The organism is Micromonospora sp. LZ34 (genome assembly GCF_052981855.1).
This window is the reverse complement of the sequence record NZ_JBRIQN010000004.1, coordinates 281,240-304,950: the sequence shown is the minus strand read 5'-3', so window position 1 is coordinate 304,950 and position 23,711 is coordinate 281,240. Positions and strand designations below refer to the sequence as shown.

The window sequence follows — 23,711 nt, the reverse complement described above, 5'->3', positions numbered from 1 at the left end:
CCACCCTGGCCCGACCTCTGGAGCATGTCGATGGCCACGCTCACACTTCGGTAGGTGTCCGGGTCGGTGCGCCGCAGATCTCGGAGCCACTGCCGGACTTCGCCCGTAACTCGCACCACCGTCGGCCGCCAGCAGCACTCATGGGAAGACTATAGCTCGGGCTAAACCTGCGCGGAGTGTGATGGGCGGACTCGGGTCAGCGGCCGTCGAGCAGGGGCTGGCGGGGATCCCAGGCCGGACCGCCGGCGGCGTCGTGACGGCGGCGGGCGATGGCCGACAGCGCCTCCAGCACTACCCGGTTGCCCAGGTACGCGGTGATGTCGGCGTGGTCGTACGGCGGGGCGACCTCGACCACGTCGACGCCGACCACGGGCAGCTCGTAACAGATCCGGCGGACCGCGTCGAGCAGCTGCCGGGAGGTCAGCCCGCCGGGCTCGGGGGTGCCGGTGCCCGGCGCCATGCCGGGGTCGACCACGTCCACGTCGACGGAGAGGAAGACCCCCTCGCACTCGTCCACCGCGATCCCGAACGCCTCGGTCAGACACTCGTCCAAGCCGCGGGACACCAGTTCGGTCATCTCGTACGACCGCATCCGCTGCTCCGCCATCCAGGACAGGACCTCGGGGCCCGGCCAGTAGCCACGCAGTCCGATCTGGAGGAACCGGTCGCCGCGTACCGCGCCGGACTCGATGAGCCGGCGCATCGGCTGGCCGTGGCCGTGCAGCGAGCCGAACTCGATGTCCCCGGTGTCGGCGTGCGCGTCGAAGTGCACCAGCGACACCCGGCCGAGCCCGTGGTGGCGGGCCACCCCGGTGGCGTCGGGCAGCGCGATGGAGTGGTCGCCGCCGAGCACGATCGGGATGGCGCCGGCCGCGGCGACCGCGAAGACGGCGGACTCCAGGGCGGCCAGCGACCGCTCGATGTCGCCGGAGAACATCTCCGCGTCGCCCGCGTCGTACACCCGCAGGTCGCGCAGCCCGTCGACGCGCAGCGCCAGCGACGGGCGGGAGCCGTCGTGCGGCAGGTAGCAGGCCTGCCGGATGGCGGACGGCCCGAACCGGGTGCCCGGCCGGTGCGAGGTGCCGCCGTCGAAGGGCGCGCCGACGATCACCACGTCGGCGTCGGCGAATGTCGCCGGCTCGTCGAGGGAGCAGCGGGGCACGCTGAGGAACGTGACGTCGGGGCCGTACATCGGGCCGTACCGGGTCATCGCTCCTCCACTCCCCATGGCGAGCCGTAGCCGGTGAGCAGGTCGAGGAAGGGCTTCGGCGGCAACGCCTCCGGGCCGAGCACCCCGACCCCGGCCCAGGCGCCGCCGGCCAGCAGTTCCAGCGCCACCACCGGGTTCACCGCGGTCTGCCAGACCACCGCCTGGTGGCCGTACTCCTTCATCGACCACTCGTTGTCGACCACGTGGTAGAGGTAGACCTCACGCGGGCTGCCGTCCACGCCCGTCCCACGCACCCAGACGCCGGCGCAGGTCTTGCCCCGCATCCTGTCGCCGAGGGTGGCCGGGTCGGGCAGGCAGGCCGCGACGACGTCGCGCGGGGACACCGAAACCCCGCCGACCCGCACCGGCGCGGTCGAGTCGAGGCCGAGCTTGTGCAGCGTCTTCAGCACCTCGATGAACTCGTTGCCGAGGCCGTACTTGAAGGTGACCCGCTTCGCGTCGACCCAGCGCGGGATGAGCAGCACCTCCTCGTGTTCCACGTTGACGCACTCGACCCGGCCGATCCCCTCGGGAAACTCGAAGACCTCCGGCTCGGAGAAGGGCGGGGTGGTGTACCAGCCCCGGCCGGCTTCCCAGACCACCGGGGGGTTCAGGCACTCCTCGATGGTGGTCCAGATGGAGAACGACGGCGCGAAGTCGTAGCCGTCCACGGTCAGGTTGGCCCCGTCCCGGACGCCGATCTCGTCGATCTCGGCGAAGAGTTCGTCGGCGGCGTACCGGGCGAAGACGTCGGAGAGGCCCGGCTCGACGCCGATGCCGCAGAGCGCCAGCCGCCCGGCGGCCGACCACTTCTCCGCGGCCGCGAACTGCTCGTCGCCGAGCTTCACCCCGGTCTCGTCGTGCGGCCGCTCCGGGTGCGGCCGGGACAGCGACATGGCCATGTCGAGGTAGTCGGCGCCGGCCGCGTACGCCCCGTCGAAGATCGGCATGACGAAGCGCGGGTCGACCGCGTTGAGCACGTGGGTGATCCGGTGCTCCCGGCAGAGCGCGGCCACCGCGTCCGCGGACGAGGCGTCGACGGTGGCGGCGACGAACCGGTCACCGTGGCCGGCCACCGCCCGGGCCGCGCGGGCGGGGTCGTGATCGGCGACCACCATGGTCTCGAAGAAGGCGCGGCGGGCGGCGATGGCGACCGCGGCGGAGCCGACACCGCCGGCCCCCACGAGCAGGATGCGCATCAGGAATCGAACCCCAAACCACAACGATCGAGCGTACGGAGCCAGAGGTTGCGCCGGCCCTGGCGCGCGTCGGCGCGGGCCAGCGACCAGCGGGTGAGATTGATGCCGACCGAGCGGGCCGGCTCGGGCGGGAACGGCAGTGGCTTGCGGCGCACCAGGTCGAGCCGGGTCAGCGGGGTGTCCTCGCCGCCGAGCAGGTCGAGCATCACCCGGGCGCCGAACCGGGTCGCCCCGACGCCGAGCCCGGTGAACCCGGCCGCGTACGCCAGCCGGCCGTCGTACGCGGTGCCGAAGAACGGGCAGAACCGGGTGCAGGTGTCGATCAACCCGCCCCAGCGGTGGCTGAACCGCAGGCCGTCGAGCTGCGGGAAGGTGGTGAAGAAATGCGCGGCGAGGGTGCAGAAGGTGTCCCAGTTCTGCTCCAGGGCGGGGGCCACCCGGTTGCCGTAGTGGTAGACGGCGTCGTACCCGCCGAACAGGATCCGGTTGTCGGGAGTGATCCGGTAGTAGTGGAACTGGTTGCCGGTGTCCGCGAGCCCCTGGCGGTTCGCCCACCCGATCGACTTCAGCTCGTCGTCCGCGAGCGGCTCGGTCATCAGCGCGTAGTCGTAGACCGGCACCACCCGTGCCTGCAGCCGGCGCAGCAGCGGCGGGAACGCGTTGGTCGCCAGCACCACCTGCCGCGCCCGGATCCGGCCGGGTGCCCGGTCGCGGCCACCGGCCGTGCTGGCCCGCAGGCCGGCGCCGTCGCGGCGCAGCCCGGTCACCCGGGTGTGCTCGGCGATCCGCACCCCCTCGGTCAGGCAGGCGCGGCGCAGCCCCCAGGCCAGCTTCGCCGGATCGAGCAGAGCCACCCGGTCGGTGTCCCAGAGCCCACCGAGGTACGTCGGCGAGTTCACCTCGGCGCGTACCTGGTCCCGGTCGAGCAGCCGGACGTCGTGGCCATACCGGGCGGCCAGTTCCGCCTCCTCGGCGAGCCCGTCGAGCTGGTACGGCTCGACCGCGACGGCCAGCTCGCCGGTGCGCGCGAAGTCGCAGTCGATGTCGTACGCCTCGACGGTCGCCGCGATGGCGTCCAGGTTCTGCCGGCCGAGCCGCTCCAGCACGTCGATCTCGTCGGGGAAGCGCTCGACGCCGTTGGCCAGCCCGTGGGTGAGCGAGGCGGCGCAGAACCCGCCGTTGCGCCCGGACGCCGCCCAGCCGCAGGTGCCCGCCTCGACCAGCAGCACGTCCCGGCCGGGGTCGTCCCGCTTGGCCAGCAGCGCGCTCCACAGCCCGGCGTACCCGCCGCCGATCACCAGCAGCTCGGTGGTGTCGGGGCCGGTCAGCGGCGGCAACGGATCGGGGCGTTCCGGACGGTCCAGCCAGTACGGCACGGGTGCCGCGTCGGCCAGCGCCCGGCCGGGATGCGGGCCGGTCATGACGGGCGCCGAGCCGGCCCGCCGGCCACCGGTTCGACCCGCAGGTCGGCGCGGCGGCCCCGCCGGCCGCGCAGCGAGCTGGCCAGCACCAGCAGCAGCGCGATCACGAACATCGCCGTGCCGATGACGTTGACCTGCGGCGGGATGCCCCGCTGGGCGGCGCCCCAGACGTACATCGGGAAGGTGACGGTGGTCCCGGCGTTGAAGTTGGTGATGATGAAGTCGTCGAACGACAGCGAGAAGGCGAGCAGCGCGGCGGCCACGATGCCGGGCATCACCAGCGGCAGGGTGATCCGCCGGAAGGTCTGCCACTCGTTGGCGTAGAGGTCCATCGCGGCCTCCTCCAGCCGGGAGTCCATCCCGGCCAGCCGCGCCTTGACCGTGACCACCACGAACGACACGCAGAACATCACGTGCGCGATCACGATGGTCCAGAAGCCCTGCGGCACCCCGGCGGAGACGAAGAGGGCGAGCAGCGAGGTGCCCATCACCAGCTCCGGGGTGGCCATCGGCAGGAAGATCAGCACGTTGACCCCGGACCGGCCGCGGAACCGGTGCCGCACCAGCGCGAAGGCCATCAGGGTGCCGAGCACCGTGGCGACCACGGTGGCGATGAACCCGATCTGGACGCTGCGCACCACCGCATCGCACATGTCCGAGGTGGCGCACGGGTTGCGCCAGTTGTCCAGGGTGAACTCGTGGAAGTCGTACGACAGCCGGCTGGACGGGCGGTTGAAGGACAGGCCGGCGACCACCGCGATGGGCAGGAAGAGGTAGCCGAGCACCAGCAGCCCCACCCCCAGCACCCAGTGGTCGGCCAGCCAGCGACCGAAGCGGTGTCCCACGGTCACACCACCTCCTCGGTGCCGGCCCGGCGCAGGTAGACGAAGACCACCGCGAGGATCGCCGCCATCAGCAGGAAGGACAGCGCCGCCCCCTGCGGGTAGTCCAGCCGGACCAGGAACGCCGAGTCGATGACGTTGCCGATCATGTACTCGTTCGGGGTGCCGAGCAGCTCCGCGTTGATGTAGTCGCCGCTGGCCGGGATGAAGAAGAGCAGCGTGCCGGCGACCAGGCCGGGCATGGAGAGCGGCAGGGTGACCTTGCGGAACGCCCGGGCTGGGCTGGCGTAGAGGTCGCTGGCCGCCTCCAGCAGCCGGTAGTCCAGCCGCTCCAGGCTCGCGTACAGCGGCAGCACCAGGAAGGGCAGGAAGTTGTACGTCAGGCCGAGCACCACCGCGACCGGGGTGGCCAGCAGCCGGCCGTCCGGGGCGAGCAGGTGTACGTCGCGCAGCAGCCCGACCAGAGCGCCGTTGTCCGACAGGATGGTCTTCCAGGCCAGGGTGCGCACCAGGAAGCTGGTGAACATCGGCGCGATCACGCAGACCAGCAGCAGGTTCTTCCACCGGCCGGCCTTCTGCGCGATGGCGTACGCCAGCGGGTAGCCCATCAGCAGCGCCAGCACCAGCGCGATCCCGGCGTAGAGGAAGGACCGGGTGAACTGCGGCCAGTACGCCTGCAACGCGTCCGGGTAGTTGCCGAACGCCCAGGTCAGCGCGTACCCGGTGGAGAGCGAGCCGCTGGGGTCGTAGAGGCTGGCCGCGGCCAGCTGGAACAGCGGCACGGCGAAGAAGAGGAAGAGCCAGGCCGCGCCGGGCAGCAGCAGCAGGTACGGCAGGAACCGGTACCGCCCGGACCGGGCGGTCCGCTCCGGCGACGCCGGCTGCCCCGACCCGGTCGGTACGTGGGCCAGGACGCTCACGAGGAGGCCCCCACCGGTTCGTCCAGCACCGGGGTGGTCAGGTCGTCGGCGCCCGGCTCGCGGGGCAGCAGGAAGGCGTGCCGGGGGTCCCAGTGCGCCACCGCCTCGGTGCCGACCGCCAGCTGGCCGGTCGCGCCGCTGTTCGCCACGAAGACCGACAGCTCGCTGCCCCAGCCGGTGCGCAGCAGGTACTGGGTGCTCACCCCCACGTAGGAGGCGTCGCTGACCACCCCGGTGACGTGCTGGTGCCCGGCGGGCACCTGGTCGGCGGAGCCGACCAGGTGCAGCTTCTCCGGACGTACGCCCAGATAGACCGGCCCCCGGTCGACCCGGGCCCGGTCGGCGGGCACGGAGAATCGGACGCCGTGCGCGGAAACCGGCACCTCGCCCCCGGCGGCGCCGGCGGCCTCGCCGGCGAGCAGGTTGGACTGGCCGAGGAAGTTCGCCACGAACGCGGTGGCCGGGAACTCGTAGAGTTCGGCCGGGGCGCCGAGCTGCTCGATTTTCCCGGCGTTCATCACCGCGACCGTGTCGGCCATCGTCATGGCCTCCTCCTGGTCGTGGGTGACGTGCACGAAGGTGATCCCGACCTCGGTCTGGATCCGCTTCAGCTCGATCTGCATCTGCCGGCGCAGCTTGAGGTCGAGCGCGCCGAGCGGCTCGTCCAGCAGCAGCACCTGCGGGTGGTTGATCAGCGCCCGGGCTAGCGCGACCCGCTGCTGCTGGCCGCCGGAGAGCTGCGCCGGTCGGCGTCGGCCGTACCCGTCGAGCTGCACCAGCGCCAGCATCCGCTCGACCTGGTCGTCGACCTTACGGATGCCGCGCCGGCGCAGCCCGAACGCCACGTTCTCGAAGATGTCCAGGTGCGGGAAGAGTGCGTAGCTCTGGAACACCGTGTTCACCGGCCGCTTGTACGGACGGAGCCGGGCGATGTCCCGGTCGCCGAGGAGCACCTGCCCGCTGGTCGGTTCCTCCAGGCCGGCGATCATCCGCAGCGTGGTGGTCTTGCCGCAGCCCGACGCGCCGAGCAGGGCGAAGAACGAGCCCTGCGGGATGGTCAGGCTGAGGTCGTCGACCGCGGTGAAGATGCCGAACCGCTTGGTGAGGTTGGCCAGCCGCAGGTCGCCGGCCGGCGTCTCGCGCCCCACAGATGCCACGCCCACTCCCGTCACGCCCCGATGACCTGCTGGAACTTGCCTTCGTACTCGCGCTCCTGCTTCTCGTCCAGGGCCATGAAGACCTTGGACTTCGCGAGCATCGCCTCGTCGGGGAAGATCAGCGGGTTGGCGGCCAACTCCGGGTCGATCTTCTCCATCTCGGCCTGGGCGCCCTGCACCGGGCAGATGTAGTTCACGTACGCGGCGAGCTGGGCCGCCGCCGCCGGCTCGTAGTAGTAGTTCATGAGCTGCTCGGCGTTGCCCTTGTGAATGGCCTTGTTCGGCACGAGCATGTTGTCCGACCAGAGCATCACGCCGGACTCGGGCACCACGAACTTGACCTTCTCGTCCTCGAAGCCGAGCTGGATGACGTCGCCGGACCAGCCGATGCACGCCGCGATGTCCCCCTTGGCCAGATCGGGCGCGTAGTCGTTGCCGGTGAACTTGCGGATCTGCCCGGAGTCGACGGCCTTCTTGAGCTTGTTGAGCGCGTCGTCGAACTGGGCCGCCGTGAAGTTGGCCGGATCGTGGCCGTTGGACTGGAGGAGCAGCCCCATGGTGTCGCGCATCTCGGACAGCGCGGTCACCTTGCCCTTGAGGTCGGGGCGGGTGAGCAGCTCGTCGACCGTGCGGATCTCCTTGGTCACCTTGCCGTTGTAGGCGAGGCCGGCCAGGCCGGACTGCCACGGCACGGCGAGCTGGTTGTCCTTGTCGAAGGAGCGCCCGCGCAGCGACGCCAGGAGGTTCGCCTCGACGTTGGGCATCTTGGACTTGTCCAGCTTCTGGATCCAGCCGAGCCGGATCATCCGGGCGGCCATCCAGTCGGTGAGCACCATGATGTCCCGCTCGGTGGCCTGGCAGGCGGCGAGCTGGTTCTGCACCTTGCCGAAGAACTCGTTGTTGTCGTTGACGTCCTCGGTGTAGGTGACCGCGATGCCGCTCTTGGCGATGAACGCGTCGAGGGTGGGCCGCTTCGACTCGTCCTTCTCGTCGACGTCCATGTACTGCGGCCAGTTGGAGAAGGCCAGTTTCTTCTCGGTGCCGGAGAGGTCTTCGCTGACGCAGCCGGCCTCGGTCTGCTGGGCGCCCTTGGTGCCGCAGCCGGCCAGCGTCCCGCCGGCGGCGAGCAGCGCCGCCGAACCGAGGGTGCCGGTGAGCAGTCCACGCCGGGTGAGGGGCCGAAGGGGAGTTCGCATGTGACGACTCCTAAGGGGTCATCGTCGGCGGCGGGACGGGGGTGGCGCGCCGGCGGGAGGGTCAGTGCGGTGGACGACTGATCCTGACATGAGGTGACCTTCCTTACAAGGGATTCCGTTGCGGGATTAGCTCTGGACGACGAAATACGCCACACTGCGCGGGGGCATTAGGCTCAGCCCGGGAACGGACATGGGGAGCGGTCGATGACGAACCGGCAGCAGGACAACGGCAACGGCGGGCGGCGGGTGACCGTGCGTGAAGGTGCCAGCCACGCTCTGCTCGACGACGTGGCGAAGCAGATCATCGAGCAGCTCCAGGAGGACGGCCGCCGGCCGTACGCCACCATCGGCAAGGCGGTCGGGCTGTCCGAGGCCGCCGTGCGGCAGCGGGTGCAGCGGCTGCTCGACGCCGGGGTGATGCAGATCGTCGCGGTGACCGATCCGCTCCAGCTGGGCTTCCCCCGCCAGGCCATGATCGGCCTGCGGACGAACGGCGACCTGGAGGCGGTGGCCGACCGGCTCGCCGAGCTGGAGGAGGTGGACTACGTGGTGATCACGGCCGGCTCGTTCGACCTGCTCACCGAGGTGGTCTGCCGCAACGACGACCACCTGCTGGAGATCCTCCAGCGGCTGCGCGCGGTGGAGGGCGTGCTCTCCACCGAGGCGTTCGTCTACCTCAAGCTGCGCAAGCAGACCTACACCTGGGGCACCGCCTGATCAGTCGGCGTCCCCACGCCGCGACTCGACGGTCTCGCCCTTCTCGGCCATCGCCACCCGCAGCGCCTCGTTCGCCATCGGCTCCACCCTCCACCTGGGGCTCACGCTCCGGCGCACGGTAGCGACGCCGCCCGGTCGAGGCTGGGCGCAAGGGCCGGCCTGCACACCAGGTGCGGTCGCGGCGAGCGCGAGGCCGGCCTGCACACCAGACGCACCCGAGCCGTAGCCGGCCCGATACGAATTCCGTCGCCTGCACTCTAGCTGCTCGCTGATTCCGTTGCCGTTCCGGCCATACACCACCGATCCCACTTGCTTTCCGGGCTTGGGCTGTGGGATAACCGTGGGCAGAGCGGCCGGTGTCCCCTGACCGGCCCGAGACCCGATGGGGCTGACATGGCCAACGCCACCGACCACCTCTGGATGCACTTCACCCGGATGGCGAGCTACTCCGCCGGCGAGGTGCCGACCATCGTCCGCGGCGAGGGCGCGTACGTCTGGGACGCCAAGGGCCGCCGCTACCTCGACGGGCTCGCCGGGCTCTTCGTGGTCAACGCGGGCCACGGCCGCGCGGAGCTGGCCGAGGCCGCCGCCAAGCAGGCCGGCGAGCTCGCCTACTTCCCGCTCTGGTCGTACGCCCACCCCAAGGCGGTCGAGCTGGCCGAGAAGATCTCGGCGCTGGCCCCCGGCGACCTGAACCGGGTCTTCTTCACCACCGGCGGTTCCGAGGCCGTCGAGGCGGCGTGGAAGCTGGCCCGGGCCTACTTCAAGCGCACCGGCCAGCCGAACAAGTACAAGGTGGTCAGCCGCTACATCGCCTACCACGGCACCTCGATGGGCGCGTTGTCGATCACCGGGCTGCCCGGCATCAAGAGCGACTTCGAGCCGCTGGTGCCCGGCGGGATCAAGGTGCCGAACACCAACTTCTACCGGGCGCCGGAGCACGGCGACGACCCGGAGGCGTTCGGCCGCTGGGCCGCCGACGAGATCGGCCGCGCGATCGAGCGGGAGGGGCCGGACACGGTCGCGGCGGTCTTCCTGGAGCCGGTGCAGAACTCCGGCGGCTGCTTCCCGCCGCCGCCCGGCTACTTCGAGCGGGTGCGGGAGATCTGCGACGCGTACGACGTGCTGCTCGTCTCCGACGAGGTGATCTGCTCCTGGGGCCGGCTCGGCGAGTACTTCGGCGCCGTCCGCTACGGCTACCAGCCGGACATCATCACCACCGCGAAGGGCATCACCTCCGGCTATGCTCCGCTCGGCGCGATGATCGCCAGCGACCGGCTGATGGAGCCGTTCCTCACCGAGACCGGCATGTTCGCCCACGGGGTGACCTTCGGCGGGCACCCGGTCTCCTGCGCGGTGGCGCTGGCCAACCTGGAGGTCTTCGCCCGCGAGGACCTGGTCGGGCACGTCCGGGCCAACGAGGCCGCCTTCCGCGCCACCCTGGAGAAACTGCACGACCTGCCGATCGTCGGCGACGTCCGGGGCGACGGCTACTTCTACGGCATCGAGCTGGTCAAGGACAAGACCACCCGGGAGACCTTCGACGAGGCCGAGTCGGAGCGGCTGCTGCGCGGCTTCCTCTCCACCGCGCTCTTCTCCGCCGGGCTCTACTGCCGCGCCGACGACCGGGGCGACCCGGTGGTGCAGCTCGCCCCGCCGCTGATCGCCGAGCAGCAGCAGTTCGACGAGATCGAGCAGATCCTGCGTGCGGTGCTCACCGAGGCATGGGCACGCCTCTGACCGGCGGGTCCGGGTCCCGGTCCACCGGGGCCCGGCCACCGGCCGACGCCGAGGTCGGGCGGACACCGCGCACCCGGGTACGCCGGCTCCCAGAGCTGGCGGCGCACGACCGGGCGAGCCTGCACGCGGTGCTCGACGCCGGTCGGGTCGCCCACCTGGCGATCGTGGACGGCGACCAGCCGCACGCGCTGCCGGTCGGCTACGCCCGCGACGGCGACCGGGTGCTGGTGCACGGCTCCACCGGCAGCCGGCTGTTCCGCCACCTCGCCGCCGGCGTCCCGGCCTGCCTGACCGTCACCCTGCTGGACGGGCTGGTGCTGGCCCGCAGCGCCTTCGCGTCGTCGATGAACTACCGCTGCGCGATGGTGCTCGGCACCCTGGTCGGCCTGGACGGGGAGGAGAAGCTGGCCGCGCTGGAACGGATCTCCGAGCACCTGCTGCCCGGCCGGTGGGCGGTGATCCGGCCGCCGTCGGCGAAGGAACTGGCCGCCACGCTGGTGCTCGCGCTGCCGCTGGCCGAATCCTCGGTGAAGATCAGTGCCGGCCCGCCGGACGACCCGGCCGAAGACCTGGACCTCCCGGTCTGGGCCGGCGTCCTGCCGGTGGTGGAGTCGCCCGGCCGCCCCGAGCCCGACCCGGCCCTCCGCTTCGACCTGCCACCCCCGGAGTGGTGATGCGTTACCCGGAGCTGTCCTACTGGCTCTCCACCGTGGACGAACCGCTGACCCTGCGCCCGCCGCTGCCCGGCGACGCCGACGCCGACGTGGTCATCGTCGGGGCCGGGTACACCGGGCTGTGGACGGCGTACTACCTGGCCGGAGCGGATCCGACCCTGCGGATCACCGTGCTGGAGGCCGAGATCGCCGGCTACGGCGCATCCGGGCGCAACGGTGGCTGGTGCTCGGCGCTCTTCCCCACCTCGCTGCCCGCGCTGGCCCGCCGGCACGGGCGGGAGGCCGCGCTCGCCATGCAGCGCACCATGCAGGCCACGGTCCGCGAGGTCGGCCGGGTGGTCGCCGCCGAGGGCATCGACTGCGACTGGGCGTACGGCGGGACGGTGGTGCTCGCCCGTACCGGCCCGCAGCTCGCCCGCGCCCGGGCAGCCGTCGAGGAGGCCCGGGCGTTCGGACTCGGCCCGGATGACCTGGCGCTGCTCGACGCCGGCGAGGCGTCGGCCCGGTGCGCCGCCGAGGGCGTGCTCGGCGGGACGTACACCCCGCACTGCGCCGCGGTGCACCCGGCCCGGCTGGTCCGCGGCCTGGCCCGCGCGGTCGAACGGCGCGGCGTGACCATCCACGAGCGGACCCGGGTGACGGCGATCCGGCCCGGCGCGGCGGTCACTCCGGCCGGCACGGTACGGGCGCCGGTGGTGGTCCGGGCCACCGAGGGTTACACGCCGATGCTGCCCGGGCAGCGGCGCACCGTGGCGCCGGTCTACTCGCTGATGGTCGCCACCGAGCCGCTGCCGGCGCATACCTGGGACCGGATCGGGCTGGCCGAGCGGGAGACGTTCTCCGACCACCGGCACGTCATCATCTACGGCCAGCGCACCGGCGACGGGCGGCTGGCATTCGGCGGGCGGGGCGCCCCGTACCACTTCGGGTCCCGGGTGGTCCCCGGGCACGACCGGGAGCCACGGGTCTTCGCGGCGCTGCGCCGGACGCTCGGCGAGCTCTTCCCGGTGCTCGGCCCGGACGTGCCGGTGACCCACACCTGGGGCGGGCCGCTCGGGGTGGCCCGCGACTGGGCGGCCTCGGTCGGTTTCGACCCGGCCGGCGGGCTCGGCTGGGCCGGCGGTTACGTCGGCGACGGCGTCGGCACCAGCAACCTCGCCGGCCGTACGCTGGCCGACCTGATCCGGCACGAGCGCACCGACCTGACCGCCCTGCCCTGGGTCAACCACCGCTCTCCCAGGTGGGAGCCGGAGCCGCTGCGCTGGCTCGCCGTCAACGCCGGCCTGCGCCTGATGTTCTCCGCCGACGCCGCCGAACTGCGCAAGGGCCGCCCCTCCCGCCGCGCCGCCACCTTCTCCCGCCTCCTCGGCCACTAGCCGGGCTCCACCCCGTTGATCATGGAGTTAGCGGCAGCAGGGGAGATCGAAAACGCCGCTAACCTCATGATCAACGGCGAAACCCGGACGGGCGGAGGCCGGGTGGGCGGGGGTTAGTGGTTGGGGGGGATCACCCGGAGGTGGCCGCGGCGGGCGGTGTGACCGGGGGTGGGGAGGTCATGGTCGTCCTCGGGGGGACGGGGGGTGGGGCGGGCGGCCTCGCGGACCGCCTCGGCCAGCGCGACCAGGTCGTCGGTGGTGGGCGGCGGGGGCTCGAACTCGCCCTCGTGCCGGACCACGTCCCAGCCCCGCGGCGCGGTCAGGCTGCGGGCGTGCGGCTCACAGAGGTCGTACGTGTGCGGCTCGGCGAAAGCCGCCAGCGGGCCCACCACGGCGGTCGACTCGTTGTAGACATAGGTCAATGTGGCGACCGCTTGCCGGGGGCAGCCGTTACGGGAGCAGCGCCGTGGTGACCTCACGGCGGCAGGGTATCTCCATTACCGGCTCCGGCGCACCGCTTCGCGTTGCGACACGCCCGTCATGGTGATCACAGTTCGCCCGGCGTGACCGCGCCGCGCCACGGTGGCGGCACTGCCGCAGGCCAGGCTGGCCCGGGGGCTACCCTGTGCCTCATGACGAGCCCGGAACACCGCCGCCCCGGCGCCGGCCGGCGCGCCCACCGTGACCGGCACGGGCGCGGGCTGCGCGGCCGGCTGGTACCGGCGACCGTGCCGTTGGCCCGGACCAAGGCGGAGGTCTTCGACGACCTGGTCCTGGACACCGTCGAGACCCTGGAGCGCCGGTTCGCCAAGGAGCTGGCCGGGGTCGAGTTCGCGGTGGAGGACGTCCCGCCGGAGCTGAACGTCTACGACTCCGACGTGCTGGAGGACGGCGAGGTGCCGCTCGCCCGACTGCTGCCCGGCCGCCCCGGACGGCAGGAGGTCCCGCCCCGGATCGTGCTCTACCGCCGCCCCCTGGAGTTCCGCGCGATGGACCGCGAGGACCTCGCCGACCTGGTGCATGACGTGATCATCGAGCAGGTGGCGAACCTGCTCGGGGTCGACCCCGACGAACTGGCCTGACCGCCGCCCACCCGGGGCCAGCCCCGGCGGCGGACGCGATCGGGCCACCCGCGCGTCGACGTGACGTGCCCGAGCCGGGCGGCCCCCACCGCCCCGGCCCGGCACCGCTCAGGCGGCCCGCCGCTTGAGCTTGCGCCGCTCCCGCTCGGAGAGCCCACCCCAGATCCCGAACCGCTCGTCGTGGCCGAGAGCGTATTCGAGGCATTCCGTCTTGACCTCGCAACGCGAGCAGATCCGCTTCGCTTCACGGGTCGAGCCGCCCTTCTCGGGAAAGAACGCCTCCGGATCGGTCTGCGAGCACAGCGCCCGCTCCTGCCACTCCGGCGCGTTTCCGAGCAGGTCGGCCACCTCAAGCTGGCCGTCCATCTGATGCCTCCTTGTCGCGCACCGGCGTCATCGCCGCTGCAACCCCCCACGCGAAAGGCGTGCGTGTCCGTCCGGTCCCCATTTGTTGCGTTCCGTGCGAACAACCCCATTCAAATTACACGCGTGTAATGCGTGCGCCGTCAAGCCAAACTTGATAATGGAGTCGCCCTCCCGACACGCATCCGGACGGTCACCGCGACCACCCGGCCTCGCAACCTGCCCTATCGATTCAGACCCCGGCCGAGTAACGCCCTCTCCGGCGAGTTGCCCGAGTTTTCTCCCGTGGCGTTCCGCGCCGACCCGGCACGGGCGCGCCGACGGAGACTCCCGGGAGACCACCCATCAAGATGGTGATCTTGATGGGCCTCAGGTTAACGCGACTTCGCCCGGACCGCCCGTCGAGCCGGAAAACGCCGACCGCGCCCCGTCCACATTGTGGATGGGGCGCGGTGGCCGATGGGCCGGCCGGGGTCAACCGTTGCCCGGCGGGACCCTGGTCGGCCAGACGAACTCGGCGACCGAGCCGCCGCTGACGGTGACCGCCCCGGCGGGCGTCCGGTCGTCCCACCAGACGGTATAGAGACCCAGCGGCAGGTCCGGGTATACAGCACTGTGGAACGTCCCGTCGCGCACCCGCCGCTCCCGCACCGCCGAGTGGGTACGCGGGGCGTCGGCCCGGCTGATCTCGATCTCCCGACCGTGCAGGTCGCGTCCGGTGTAGATGATCAGGGCCCCGGTGTCGCCACCCAGGTCCAGGACGACGCTGCCGGTCTCCGACGGCCCGTACGCGTGCTCGTCCACCGCTGCCCCGTCACTTCGCCGCCGGCGGGTTGTTGAACCCGTCGTACGGCGTGCCCAGGTAGGGGAAGTTCGGCAGGACGCCGGCGGGCACGTCGGCCGCGCTCAACCCCGGGGTGACCGCGGCCGCCGCGGCGTCCGGCCGGAACGCCCGGTCGACCAGCGGCACGGTCAGCCCGGCGATGGCCCGCAGCGCGATGGTGACCACGTCGTCGACGGGTCGGCGGCCGTTCGGGAAGCCGGCCAGGTCGCCGCCGAGCACGCCGAAGCGGTCCGGCTGGCGGCTGGGCGGGATCGCCGTGTTCAGCCGCAGCATGTCGGCATGGATGTCGCCGGTGGCGTTGGTGAACCCGTCGATCAGCCCCGCCGGCACGCCGGTGAGCAGGATCGCCACCAGGTCGGCCCGGGCCTTCTTCGACTTGTTCAGCCGGTCCAGGTTGGGGAAGACGTCCGGGTAGAGCGCCGGCAGCAGCGCGGCCAGTTCCGGCTGCTCGACGAACCGGGCGAAGCGCTTGTCCTCCGACGGCGGCAGCGAGTTCCACAGGTCCTTCTTGGACATCGGCACGATGACCTCGTTGAACAGCGGGTTGCCCAGCCGGGACACCTGGGCGAACGGCCCGGCCGCCACGTCCCGGCCCGGGTCGCTGCCGATCACCCGCACCTGCCGCCGGGCGGCCGAGGTCCAGACGCCGACCACCGACGCCTGGTCGGCCACCCCGTAGCGGTTGGCGCGCCGGCGCACCTTGCTCAACGGCACCTGCACCGCGATGCTGTGCACGTTCATCCGGTCGGTCGCATTGACCGGCTCACCCTCGGCCCGGAAGACCTTCTTGCCGGCCACGTGCAGCTGCTGGAACGGCCGCAGCGTACCGAGGTCGAAGACCGCGCCCAGGTCGACGAAGAAGCCGTCCGCCCGCTGCCCGGCGAAGACCCGCTCCCCGGTGGAGAGGCTGTAGGTGGCCTGCCGGACCAGCTCGGCGTAGTTCGGCGTGGACAGGGGCCCCACGTTGCACGGCGGGCAGGGCAGCTTGTGCGCCAGCCGCTGCTGCCGGCCGTCGGCGATCCGGGTCAGGCTGTAGAACTGCCGCCGATTCCAGTTCTCGCTGTCCAACGAGTCGATCGGGCCGGTGTTGTAAAGAAAGCTGTTCGGATTGGTGATCTCGGTGGTGAATTCGAATCGGTAGACGATGTCGGCGCGGCCGTCACCGTCGTTGTCGATATTGATGTCGTACTGCACGTCGTCGCCGAACTCGAAGAAGTTCGGCCCGCCGGACGGCAACTGCAACGGCACGTAGTTGGCGATCAGCGTCACCGTGTCGGGCCGGTCGGGGCTGACGAACACGTACAGGTCGGACGAGTCGGCGACCGGATCCTTGGCTATCTCCGGTGCCTCGCGGTGGGAAGACATGACGGACCAACCTCACTGGGCGGGGAAAGATGAGGGGCCGGCCAGGCGCCGGGAGCCCGCGCCGGGCCGGCGGATCAGGGGCGCCCCGAGCGGTGACCGCAGGTGGGCGGCTCGACCGGTCGTCGGGGCGACGGCGGCGCGGTCAGCCCCGGCCGGCGGCGCGCCGCAGCCGGTCCGCCAGGCCGCGGTCGCGTACCTCGATCCGGGAGGTGCCGACGAAGACGTCCAGCCTCCCGGAGGCGGCGTCGCGCAGGTGCACGACGATCGGGTCGTCGACGCCGGCCCGCGCGTCGGGAGCGTTCTGCGCGGCCGACAGGCCCGGCACGGTGAGGGCGGCCGCGCCGAGCGTGGCGCTGGCCGCCGCGGTCAACGTCTGCCGGCGGGTCAGTCGCGGCCAGGGCCGCTTCCGCTGATCACTGGTCATGGGCAACCTTTCCGGCTGCGGCGCTGGGCGCGCCCGGGGTGGCGGACCAGGGGCGGGCGCCGCCTCGCGGAACGGGCGCCGCCGGCCCCTGCGGGGGATGCCGGCGGCGGTCCTCGCCGCGACCGCCGCCGGCATCCAGTGGTACGGCCGGCGGCGGGGAAAGGTTCGACGCTACGGGCGCGGGTGACCGTACGCGGTGGTGCGCTTGCGGGCCGGCCGGCCGGCCTTCGCCGCGATGGCGCGCAACTGCTCCTCGGTGCGGGCCGATCCGTTGGCGGACCCGGCCATCCGCGAGATGGTCTCCTCCATCAGGGTGCCGCCGAGGTCGTTGCAGCCGCCCTGGAGCATGGCCACCGTGCCGTCGTCGCCGAGCTTCACCCAGGAGCACTGGATGTTGTCGATCCGGCCGTGCAGCAGCAGCCGGGCCATCGCGTGCACCACCCGGTTCTCCCGCCAGGTCGGCCCGGGTCGGGCGATGCCGGCCAGGTAGATGGGGGCGTTGGTGTGCACGAACGGCAGCGCGACGAACTCGGTGAACCCCCCGGTGCGGTCCTGCACGCCGGCCAGAACCCGGAAGTGCGCGAGCCACTGGCCGGGATGGTCGACGTGGCCGTACATCATCGTGGAGCTGGACCGGATGCCCAGCTCGTGGGCCGTGCTGACCACCTCGACCCAGGCGGCGGCCGGCAGCTTGCCCTTGGTCAGCACCCAGCGCACCTCGTCGTCGAGGATCTCCGCCGCGGTGCCCGGGATGGTGTCCAGGCCGGCGTCGCGGAGCAGGCCGAGCCACTCCTTCACCGGCACGCCGGCCTTCGCGGCGGCGGTCACGATCTCCATCGGCGAGAACGCGTGCACGTGCATCCCGGGTACCCGCGCCTTGATCGCCCGGACCAGGTCGGCGTAGCCGGTCACCGGGAGCTTCGGGTCGATCCCGCCCTGCAGGCAGACCTCGGTGGCGCCGGCCGCCCACGCCTCCTCCGCCCGGTCGGCGACCTGGTCCACCGAGAGCCGGTACGCGTCCGCGTCCCGCTCCCGCTGCGCGAACGCGCAGAACCGGCACCCGACGTAGCAGACGTTGCTGAAGTTGATGTTGCGGTTCACCACGTAGGTGACGTCGTCACCCACGGTGTCCCGGCGGACGTCGTCGGCCAGCCGGCAGAGCTCGTCCAACGCCGGGCCGTCGGCGGCGAAGAGCGCCAGCGCGGCGTCGGTGTGCCGCGGATCGAGCAGCGCGGCCGGGTCGTCCGCCGCCAGCCGCAGCCCGGCCCGCAGGTCGGCGTCGCCGGCACCGGCACCGGCCGGCGCGGCGCTGACCTTCGTGGCCACCTCGGACCAGTCGCCGTAGACGCTGTCGAAGTCACCCCGCCGGTCGCCCGTACGGCCGGTGGTGTCGATGGTGGCGTGCAGGTCGGTCCGCCCGCCGAACACCTCCTCCGGCTCCTGCCACGGGCGGCCCACCGGCCGGGCCTCCTCGACGGCGAGGCCGGTGGCCGGGTCGGCCAGCGCGGTCACGTGCGGCAGCAGCCGCGGATCCAGCCACGGGTCGCCGGCGCGGACGTACTCGGGGTAGATGGTCAGCCGCTCGCGCAGGGTGAACCCGGCCTGCGCGGTGTGCCGGGCCAGCTCGTCGAGCTGCGGCCAGGGGCGCTCCGGGTTGACGTGGTCCGGCGTCAGCGGCGACACCCCGCCCCAGTCGTCGATGCCGGCCCGCAGCAGCAGGTCGTACTCGCCCTCGATGAGGTTGGGCGGGGCCTGGATCCGGGCCCGCGGACCGAGCAGCACCCGGGCCACCGCAACCGTGGCGGCGAGGTCGTGCAGCTCCGCGTCGGGCATGCCGCGCATCGCGGTGTCCGGCTTGGCGCGGAAGTTCTGCACGATCACCTCCTGGAGGTGGCCGTACTCCCGCTGCGCGCGGCGGATCGCGAAGATCGCGTCGGTCCGCTCGGCCGGGGTCTCCCCGATGCCGATCAGGATGCCGGTGGTGAACGGCACGCCCACCCGGCCGGCGTCGTCGAGCACCCGCAGCCGGACCGCCGGCTCCTTGTCCGGTGAGCCGTAGTGCGGGCCGCCCGGCTCCGACCAGAGCCGGGTCGCCGTGGTCTCCAGCATCATCCCCATGCTCGGCGCGACGGGCTTGAGCCGCTGCAACTCCGACCAGGAGAGCACGCCGGGGTTCAGGTGCGGCAGCAGGCCGGTCTCCTCCAGCACCGACACCGCGCACGCCCGCAGGTAGTCCAGGGTGGAGTCGTAACCGCGCTCGTCCAGCCAGCTGCGGGCGGCCGGCCAGCGCTCCTCCGGCCGGTCGCCGAGGGTGAACAGGGCCTCCTTGCAGCCCTGCGCCGCGCCCGCCCGGGCGATCGCCAGCACCTCGTCCCGGTCCAGGAAGGCCGCCGGCAACCGGTGCGGCACGGTGGCGAAGGTGCAGTAGTGGCAGCGGTCCCGGCAGAGCCGGGTGAGCGGGATGAACACCTTCTTGGAGAAGGTGACGACACCGGGCCGGCCGGCCTCGCGCAGGCCCGCGTCGCGTACGGCGGCGGCGATCCGGAGCAGCTCGTCCAGCGCGCCGCCCCGGGCGCTCAGCAGCGCGGTCGCCTCGTCGGCGTCCAACGCCCGCCCGGTCTCGGCCCGGCGCAACGCCCGGCGCACACTCGCGTCGCTCGGGCCCGGGTCGGTGCGATCAACCATCCGTTCAGCCTATGCGGTAACCCGCCCCGCCCCGCCCACCCCGGCCACCCGCTGCAAAACCCCACCCCGCCCACACTCCCCCGCCCGGGCTCGGGCGCAGGATCGGTTCGCACTTTCAGAGAATGCGGGGCTTCAGCGGCGCGCGAGGCCACTCCTTCAGTGAAAGTGCGCCCCGCTGGTGTTCGGGGCGGTGCGGCTGGGGGTGGGGTGGGGTGGGAGGAGACCGGCCCGCGCCGCGGGTGCGGCGCGGGGCGCCGGGGTCAGCGGGGCTGCTCGGGGTTGTCGCCCGGGTTGATCCGCTGGGTGCGGTCGCTGTCGCCGTCGCGCGGGATCGCCTGGGTCGGTTCGGCGGACTGGCGCGGGATGGCCTGCGTCGGGTCGGCCGAGGGCGGCTGGCCGAACGGCGGCGCGGGCTGCGGCTGCCCGAACCCGGGGACCGGGTTCTCCGGCTGCCCGAATCCCGGGACCGGGTTGGCCGGCGGCGCGGACTGCGGGGCCGGCGGGGCCGACTGCGGGGCGTACGGACCGGCGGGCTGGCCACCGTACTGGCCGGGGGCGGGCCAGCCGGCCGGCTGGCCGGGGGCCGGGTAGGCGCCGGGCTGGCCCGGGACCGGGTAGCCGCCGGGCTGGCCGGGCGCCGGGTAGCCGCCGGGCTGGCCGGGCGCCGGGTAGCCGCCCTGCTGGGGCCAGCCGGGCTGGGGCTGGCCGTACACGCCGGGCTGCGGCTTGGGCTTCGGCACGTAGTAGAGCTTGCGCCAGACGGTGTAGACGACGTACGCGGCGACCGCGAAGACGGCCAGCCAGGCCACCCGGGCGAGCAGGCCGAGCAGGGCGTCCAGCACCTCGCCCTCGGCCAGCCGGCCGACCGTCCAGATCAGGAAGGTCAGCGCGCCGAACACTGCGCTGACCGCGTACTCGACGAGCGCCACCTGGGTGATCAGTTTCGCCTTGGGCACCGCCGGCTGCACGTGCGTGGCCAGCAGCACGGCCAGCACGGGCAGCACCACCGCCTCCCAACCGGCGAACGCGTAGAAGGCGCTCCCGGCCCGGCCGGTGAAGGTGCCGTACTCGGTCGGGGTCAGCAGCCGGATCAGCCCGACGAACAACAGCACGGCGTTCGCGCCGAGAAGCACGAGTGCGGCGGGTTCGCGGAACGGCTTGGTCAGCTGGCTGGCCCGCGTCGCGTCGGTGGACGCGGGCTCGGCGGGGCTGGTCACGAAGATCCCCCTGAGGGCGAAAGCGGACAGTTGCCGACGTGAGCCTAGTCTCCCCCGCCTCCGGCGGACCGACGGCGTCACGTGCGCGAGGATGGTCGGCATGCGCATCGTGGTTCTGACGGGCGGCATCGGCGGCGCCCGGTTCCTGCTCGGCGTCCGGGCGTACGCCCGCGAGGTCGGCGCCGAGGTGACCGCCGTGGTCAACGTCGGCGACGACCTGCTGCTGCACGGGCTGAAGGTCTGCCCGGACCTGGACAGCGTCATGTACACCCTGGGCGGCGGGGCCGACCCGGAGCGGGGCTGGGGACGGGTCGGGGAGAGCTGGACGGTCAAGGAGGAGCTGGCCGAGTACGGCGCCGAGCCGACCTGGTTCGGCCTGGGTGACAAGGACGTCGCCACCCACCTGGTGCGCACCACCATGCTCAACGCCGGCTACCCGCTGCACGCGGTGACCGAGGCGCTGGCCACCCGCTGGCAGCCCGGCGTACGCCTGCTGCCGGCGACCGACGACCGGCTGGAGACGCACGTGGTGGTCGACCTCGACGGCGGCCAGCGGGCGATCCACTTCCAGGAGTGGTGGGTGCGCCACCGGGCGCAGCTGCCCACCCACCGGTTCGTCTTCGTCGGTGCCGAGACGGCCAAGCCGGCGCCCGGCGTTGCGGAGGCGATCGCCGGGGCGGACGTGGTGCTGATCGCGCCGAGCAACCCGGTGGTGAGCGTCGCGCCGATCCTGGCGGTGCCCGGGTTGCGCGAGGCGGTGGCCGACGGGCCGGCCCCGGTGGTCGGCGTGTCGCCGATCATCGGCGGCGCGCCGGTACGCGGGATGGCCGACCGCTGCCTGGACGTGCTCGGCGTCGAGTGCAGCGCGGCCGGCGTCGGGCGGCTCTACGGCGGCCGGGGGGCGGGCGGCCTGCTCGACGGCTGGTTGGTCGCCGAGGAGGACGAGGGCACCGTGGTGCCGGAGGTGACGGTCCGCGCGGTGCCGCTGCGGATGACCGACGAGGCGGCGACGGCGGCCATGGTCCGCGCCGCACTGGAGTTGACGTGAGGCTGGAGATCCTGCCGGTGCTGGGCATCGGCGACGTGACCGAGGGCGACGACCTGGCGGCGGTGATCGCCACCGCGGCGCCCTGGCTGCGCGACGGCGACGTGCTGGTGGTGACCAGCAAGATCGTCTCCAAGGCGGAGGGGCGGCTGGTGGACGTCCCGGCGGACGGGCCGGACCGGCTCGCCGCGCGGGACGAGGTGCTGGCCGCGGAGACCGCGCGGGTGGTGGCGACCCGGGGTGCGACCCGGATCGTGCAGACCCACCACGGCTTCGTGATGGCCTCGGCCGGGATCGACGCGTCCAACGTCGACAAGACCCGGCTGGTGCTGCTGCCCAAGGATCCGGACGCCTCCGCCCGGGCGCTGCGGGCCGCGCTGCGCGACCGCTACCACGTCGACGTCGCGGTGATCATCAGCGACACGATGGGGCGGCCCTGGCGCAACGGCCTCACCGACGTGGCGCTGGGCGTGGCCGGGATGGCCGCGATCCGCGACCACCGGGGCGAGGTCGACCCGTACGGCAACGAACTCCAGCTGACCCAGATGGCGGTGGTCGACGAGCTGGCCGGCGCCGGCGAGCTGGTCAAGGGCAAGTGCGACCAGGTTCCGGTCGCGGTGGTGCGCGGCTACCTGGGCGCGGTCGCGCCGGACGACGGCGCGGGCGCGGCCGCGCTGGTCCGGGACGCCACGATGGATCTCTTCTCGCTCGGCACCGCCGAGGCGCGGGCGGCCGGGCTGGCCGCCGCCGCCACCCTGCCGGACGGCCCCGGCACGACCCCACCCGACCCGGAGGCGGTGCGCCGGGCCATCGCCGCGGTCGCCGACGTGGTCGCGCCCGGCACGACCTTCACCCTGGTCACCGACGAGGAGGTACGCGCCGGACTGGTCGCCGCGGTGCCCGGCTGGCCGGCCGAGGCCAGCACCCTGGTGCTCGGCTCGCCGGCCACCCCGGTCGCCCCAGCCGACCTGGTCCGCTTCGGCGCCGACCTGCAACGCCTGCGCACCGCCCTGGCCGCGGAGGGCATCGGCTCCACCCTCCTCCCCCCACCCGCCCACACCACCGCCACCGCCGCCCTGGCCCTCTGACCTCCCCCTGGGTCAGGCGTCGAGCATGGCGCGGCCGAGGGGGGTGAGGGTGTGCAGGACGGTGTTGCGGTCACGCTGGCTGACCAGCAGCCCGGCGTTGCGCAGCACGGTGGCGTGCTGGCTCGCGGCCGCCGGTGAGATCTGCAGCCGGCGGGCCATCTCGCCGGTGGTGCAGCCGTCGTCGCTGGCCTCCAGCACCGCGGCCCGGGTCCGGCCGAGCAGGGAGGCCAGCGCCTCCCGGCCGGCGGCCGATCCGGCCGCGCCGGGCACCAGGCCACCCAGCCGGTCCACCGGGTAGACCAGCACCGGCGGCAGCGCCGGGTCGAGCAGCGCGACCGGGGTACGCGCGCAGAAGAACGACGGGACCAGCAGCAGCCCCCGCCCGTCCAGGTGCAGTTCCCGGCTGTCCGGGTAGTCGAGCACCTCGAGCATGCCGGACTCCCAGCGCATCGCCGGACGCAGGCTGGCCAGCAGCCCCTCCACCCCGCCGTCGAGCAGCGCCCGGGCCCGGCGCGACCGGTCCGCCTCCACGGCCGCCTGGATCCGCGCCCAGTACGGGCTGATGGCCAGCGACCGGTACTGCTCCATCGCGCCGGTGAGCTGGTGCAGCGCCTCCGGCTCGCCCCGGGCCAGCGCCGACGCCGTGCCGGGCAGGTTGTTGCCGCCGGCCAGCAGGGCGAGGTCGCGCTGCAGCAGCGGGACGGGGGTGCTGCGGACCGCGTCCAGGCCGGCCTCGAAGCCGGCGACACTCTGGTAGGGGGTCAGGAAGTCGGGGAAGTAGCCGCGCGGCGGGTTCAGCGCGAAGAGCAGGCGGAGCTGTTCGGAGGCGCTGTCCTGGCGCAGCCCCCGGGCCACCGAGCGCCGCCAGTTCGCCATCAACGGGTCACGGCTGCGCCCCTGTAACAGGTGCAGGCTGAGGACCAACTCCCAGACCGGGTCCGCGCCCGGGGCGACCCGGGTCCGGAGGATGTCCTCCCCCGAAAAGTAGATCTTCAGCATGGTGCGCTCCCGCGCCGCCGGGTCAGGGGATGGCGGGCGACCCTTCGCACTGTACCTGGCCGGCACTTATCTCCACTTTTAAGCGTGGGCTGAAAAACCTCGACGCCCCCCGGGACCGTTAGGCATGCTTCCAACTGCCCGATGAGG

At 72.9% G+C, this 23,711-nt stretch carries 22 protein-coding genes; 7 read left to right on the top strand and 15 right to left on the bottom strand.

Going from position 1 to position 23,711, the window contains the following annotated elements; genetic code table 11:
* Positions 1–196 precede the first annotated feature (196 nt).
* Genes speB through ACVCAH_RS07520 form a run of 7 tightly spaced genes read right to left on the bottom strand, consistent with a single transcriptional unit; the run spans position 197 to position 7,945 of the window.
* Complete coding sequence (speB, locus tag ACVCAH_RS07550) at positions 197–1,210, bottom strand: agmatinase (RefSeq protein ID WP_447135310.1); 1,014 nt, start codon at positions 1,208–1,210, stop codon at positions 197–199.
* On the bottom strand, positions 1,207–2,409 hold the full coding sequence (locus tag ACVCAH_RS07545; RefSeq protein ID WP_447135309.1) for a saccharopine dehydrogenase family protein: 1,203 nt from the start codon (positions 2,407–2,409) through the stop codon (positions 1,207–1,209). The genes speB and ACVCAH_RS07545 overlap by 4 nt, the downstream gene beginning before the upstream one ends.
* Positions 2,409–3,830 carry an NAD(P)/FAD-dependent oxidoreductase gene (locus ACVCAH_RS07540; RefSeq protein WP_447135308.1) on the bottom strand — a complete coding sequence of 474 codons (1,422 nt, stop codon included), beginning with the start codon at positions 3,828–3,830 and terminating at the stop codon, positions 2,409–2,411. Before ACVCAH_RS07540 ends, ACVCAH_RS07545 begins: the two co-directional genes overlap by 1 nt.
* On the bottom strand, positions 3,827–4,681 hold the full coding sequence (locus tag ACVCAH_RS07535; RefSeq protein ID WP_447135307.1) for an ABC transporter permease: 855 nt from the start codon (positions 4,679–4,681) through the stop codon (positions 3,827–3,829). Before ACVCAH_RS07535 ends, ACVCAH_RS07540 begins: the two co-directional genes overlap by 4 nt.
* Entirely contained in the window at positions 4,678–5,592 is a 915-nt protein-coding gene (locus ACVCAH_RS07530) for an ABC transporter permease (RefSeq protein WP_447135306.1), read from the bottom strand. Before ACVCAH_RS07530 ends, ACVCAH_RS07535 begins: the two co-directional genes overlap by 4 nt.
* Positions 5,589–6,749: an ABC transporter ATP-binding protein gene (locus ACVCAH_RS07525; RefSeq protein ID WP_447135305.1), complete on the bottom strand. Its 1,161-nt coding sequence runs from the start codon at positions 6,747–6,749 to the stop codon at positions 5,589–5,591. Before ACVCAH_RS07525 ends, ACVCAH_RS07530 begins: the two co-directional genes overlap by 4 nt.
* Positions 6,750–6,760: 11 nt before the next feature.
* Entirely contained in the window at positions 6,761–7,945 is a 1,185-nt protein-coding gene (locus tag ACVCAH_RS07520; RefSeq protein WP_447135304.1) for an extracellular solute-binding protein, read from the bottom strand.
* Positions 7,946–8,149: 204 nt separating this feature from the next.
* Here ACVCAH_RS07520 and ACVCAH_RS07515 point away from each other — a divergent pair, with 204 nt between their 5' ends.
* From ACVCAH_RS07515 to ACVCAH_RS07500, 4 genes are all read left to right on the top strand, one after another.
* Positions 8,150–8,662, top strand: a complete 513-nt coding sequence (locus ACVCAH_RS07515; RefSeq protein WP_447135303.1) for an Lrp/AsnC family transcriptional regulator — start codon at positions 8,150–8,152, stop codon at positions 8,660–8,662.
* A gap of 393 nt (positions 8,663–9,055) precedes the next feature.
* Positions 9,056–10,402 carry an aspartate aminotransferase family protein gene (locus ACVCAH_RS07510; RefSeq protein ID WP_447135302.1) on the top strand — a complete coding sequence of 449 codons (1,347 nt, stop codon included), beginning with the start codon at positions 9,056–9,058 and terminating at the stop codon, positions 10,400–10,402.
* Positions 10,387–11,076 carry a pyridoxamine 5'-phosphate oxidase family protein gene (locus ACVCAH_RS07505; protein WP_447135301.1) on the top strand — a complete coding sequence of 230 codons (690 nt, stop codon included), beginning with the start codon at positions 10,387–10,389 and terminating at the stop codon, positions 11,074–11,076. The genes ACVCAH_RS07510 and ACVCAH_RS07505 overlap by 16 nt, the downstream gene beginning before the upstream one ends.
* The gene (locus ACVCAH_RS07500; protein WP_447135300.1) at positions 11,076–12,452 is read left to right on the top strand and encodes an NAD(P)/FAD-dependent oxidoreductase; all 1,377 of its coding nucleotides are present in this window, start codon (positions 11,076–11,078) and stop codon (positions 12,450–12,452) included. The genes ACVCAH_RS07505 and ACVCAH_RS07500 overlap by 1 nt, the downstream gene beginning before the upstream one ends.
* Positions 12,453–12,565: 113 nt before the next feature.
* Here ACVCAH_RS07500 and ACVCAH_RS07495 read toward each other — a convergent pair whose 3' ends face one another.
* Positions 12,566–12,931, bottom strand: a complete 366-nt coding sequence (locus ACVCAH_RS07495) for a DUF3499 domain-containing protein (protein ID WP_088995922.1) — start codon at positions 12,929–12,931, stop codon at positions 12,566–12,568.
* 153 nt (positions 12,932–13,084) lie between these two features.
* Here ACVCAH_RS07495 and ACVCAH_RS07490 point away from each other — a divergent pair, with 153 nt between their 5' ends.
* Entirely contained in the window at positions 13,085–13,534 is a 450-nt protein-coding gene (locus ACVCAH_RS07490) for a metallopeptidase family protein (RefSeq protein ID WP_088995923.1), read from the top strand.
* Between the two features lie 108 nt (positions 13,535–13,642).
* Here the strand turns inward: ACVCAH_RS07490 and ACVCAH_RS07485 are convergent, their stop codons facing one another.
* The 6 genes from ACVCAH_RS07485 to ACVCAH_RS07460 all read right to left on the bottom strand — a co-directional run bounded on the left by ACVCAH_RS07485 (position 13,643) and on the right by ACVCAH_RS07460 (position 20,432).
* On the bottom strand, positions 13,643–13,900 hold the full coding sequence (locus tag ACVCAH_RS07485) for a WhiB family transcriptional regulator (RefSeq protein WP_007455784.1): 258 nt from the start codon (positions 13,898–13,900) through the stop codon (positions 13,643–13,645).
* Between the two features lie 471 nt (positions 13,901–14,371).
* Entirely contained in the window at positions 14,372–14,701 is a 330-nt protein-coding gene (locus ACVCAH_RS07480) for a phospholipase (protein WP_447135299.1), read from the bottom strand.
* 10 nt (positions 14,702–14,711) lie between these two features.
* Positions 14,712–16,106 carry a DUF4331 domain-containing protein gene (locus ACVCAH_RS07475; protein WP_447135298.1) on the bottom strand — a complete coding sequence of 465 codons (1,395 nt, stop codon included), beginning with the start codon at positions 16,104–16,106 and terminating at the stop codon, positions 14,712–14,714.
* Between the two features lie 142 nt (positions 16,107–16,248).
* Positions 16,249–16,530, bottom strand: a complete 282-nt coding sequence (locus ACVCAH_RS07470; RefSeq protein ID WP_447135297.1) for a hypothetical protein — start codon at positions 16,528–16,530, stop codon at positions 16,249–16,251.
* A gap of 171 nt (positions 16,531–16,701) precedes the next feature.
* Positions 16,702–19,215, bottom strand: a complete 2,514-nt coding sequence (locus tag ACVCAH_RS07465) for a bifunctional FO biosynthesis protein CofGH (RefSeq protein WP_447135296.1) — start codon at positions 19,213–19,215, stop codon at positions 16,702–16,704.
* Positions 19,216–19,475: 260 nt separating this feature from the next.
* Positions 19,476–20,432: a hypothetical protein gene (locus ACVCAH_RS07460; RefSeq protein WP_447135295.1), complete on the bottom strand. Its 957-nt coding sequence runs from the start codon at positions 20,430–20,432 to the stop codon at positions 19,476–19,478.
* Positions 20,433–20,532: 100 nt separating this feature from the next.
* Between ACVCAH_RS07460 and cofD the strand changes: the two genes are divergently transcribed.
* Together cofD and ACVCAH_RS07450 are read left to right on the top strand one after the other, a co-directional pair.
* Positions 20,533–21,480: a 2-phospho-L-lactate transferase gene (gene cofD / locus ACVCAH_RS07455; protein WP_447135294.1), complete on the top strand. Its 948-nt coding sequence runs from the start codon at positions 20,533–20,535 to the stop codon at positions 21,478–21,480.
* Complete coding sequence (locus ACVCAH_RS07450; RefSeq protein ID WP_447135293.1) at positions 21,477–22,565, top strand: coenzyme F420-0:L-glutamate ligase; 1,089 nt, start codon at positions 21,477–21,479, stop codon at positions 22,563–22,565. The genes cofD and ACVCAH_RS07450 overlap by 4 nt, the downstream gene beginning before the upstream one ends.
* Positions 22,566–22,577: 12 nt before the next feature.
* Here the strand turns inward: ACVCAH_RS07450 and ACVCAH_RS07445 are convergent, their stop codons facing one another.
* Entirely contained in the window at positions 22,578–23,564 is a 987-nt protein-coding gene (locus tag ACVCAH_RS07445; RefSeq protein ID WP_447135292.1) for a winged helix-turn-helix domain-containing protein, read from the bottom strand.
* Positions 23,565–23,711: the final 147 nt, after the last annotated feature.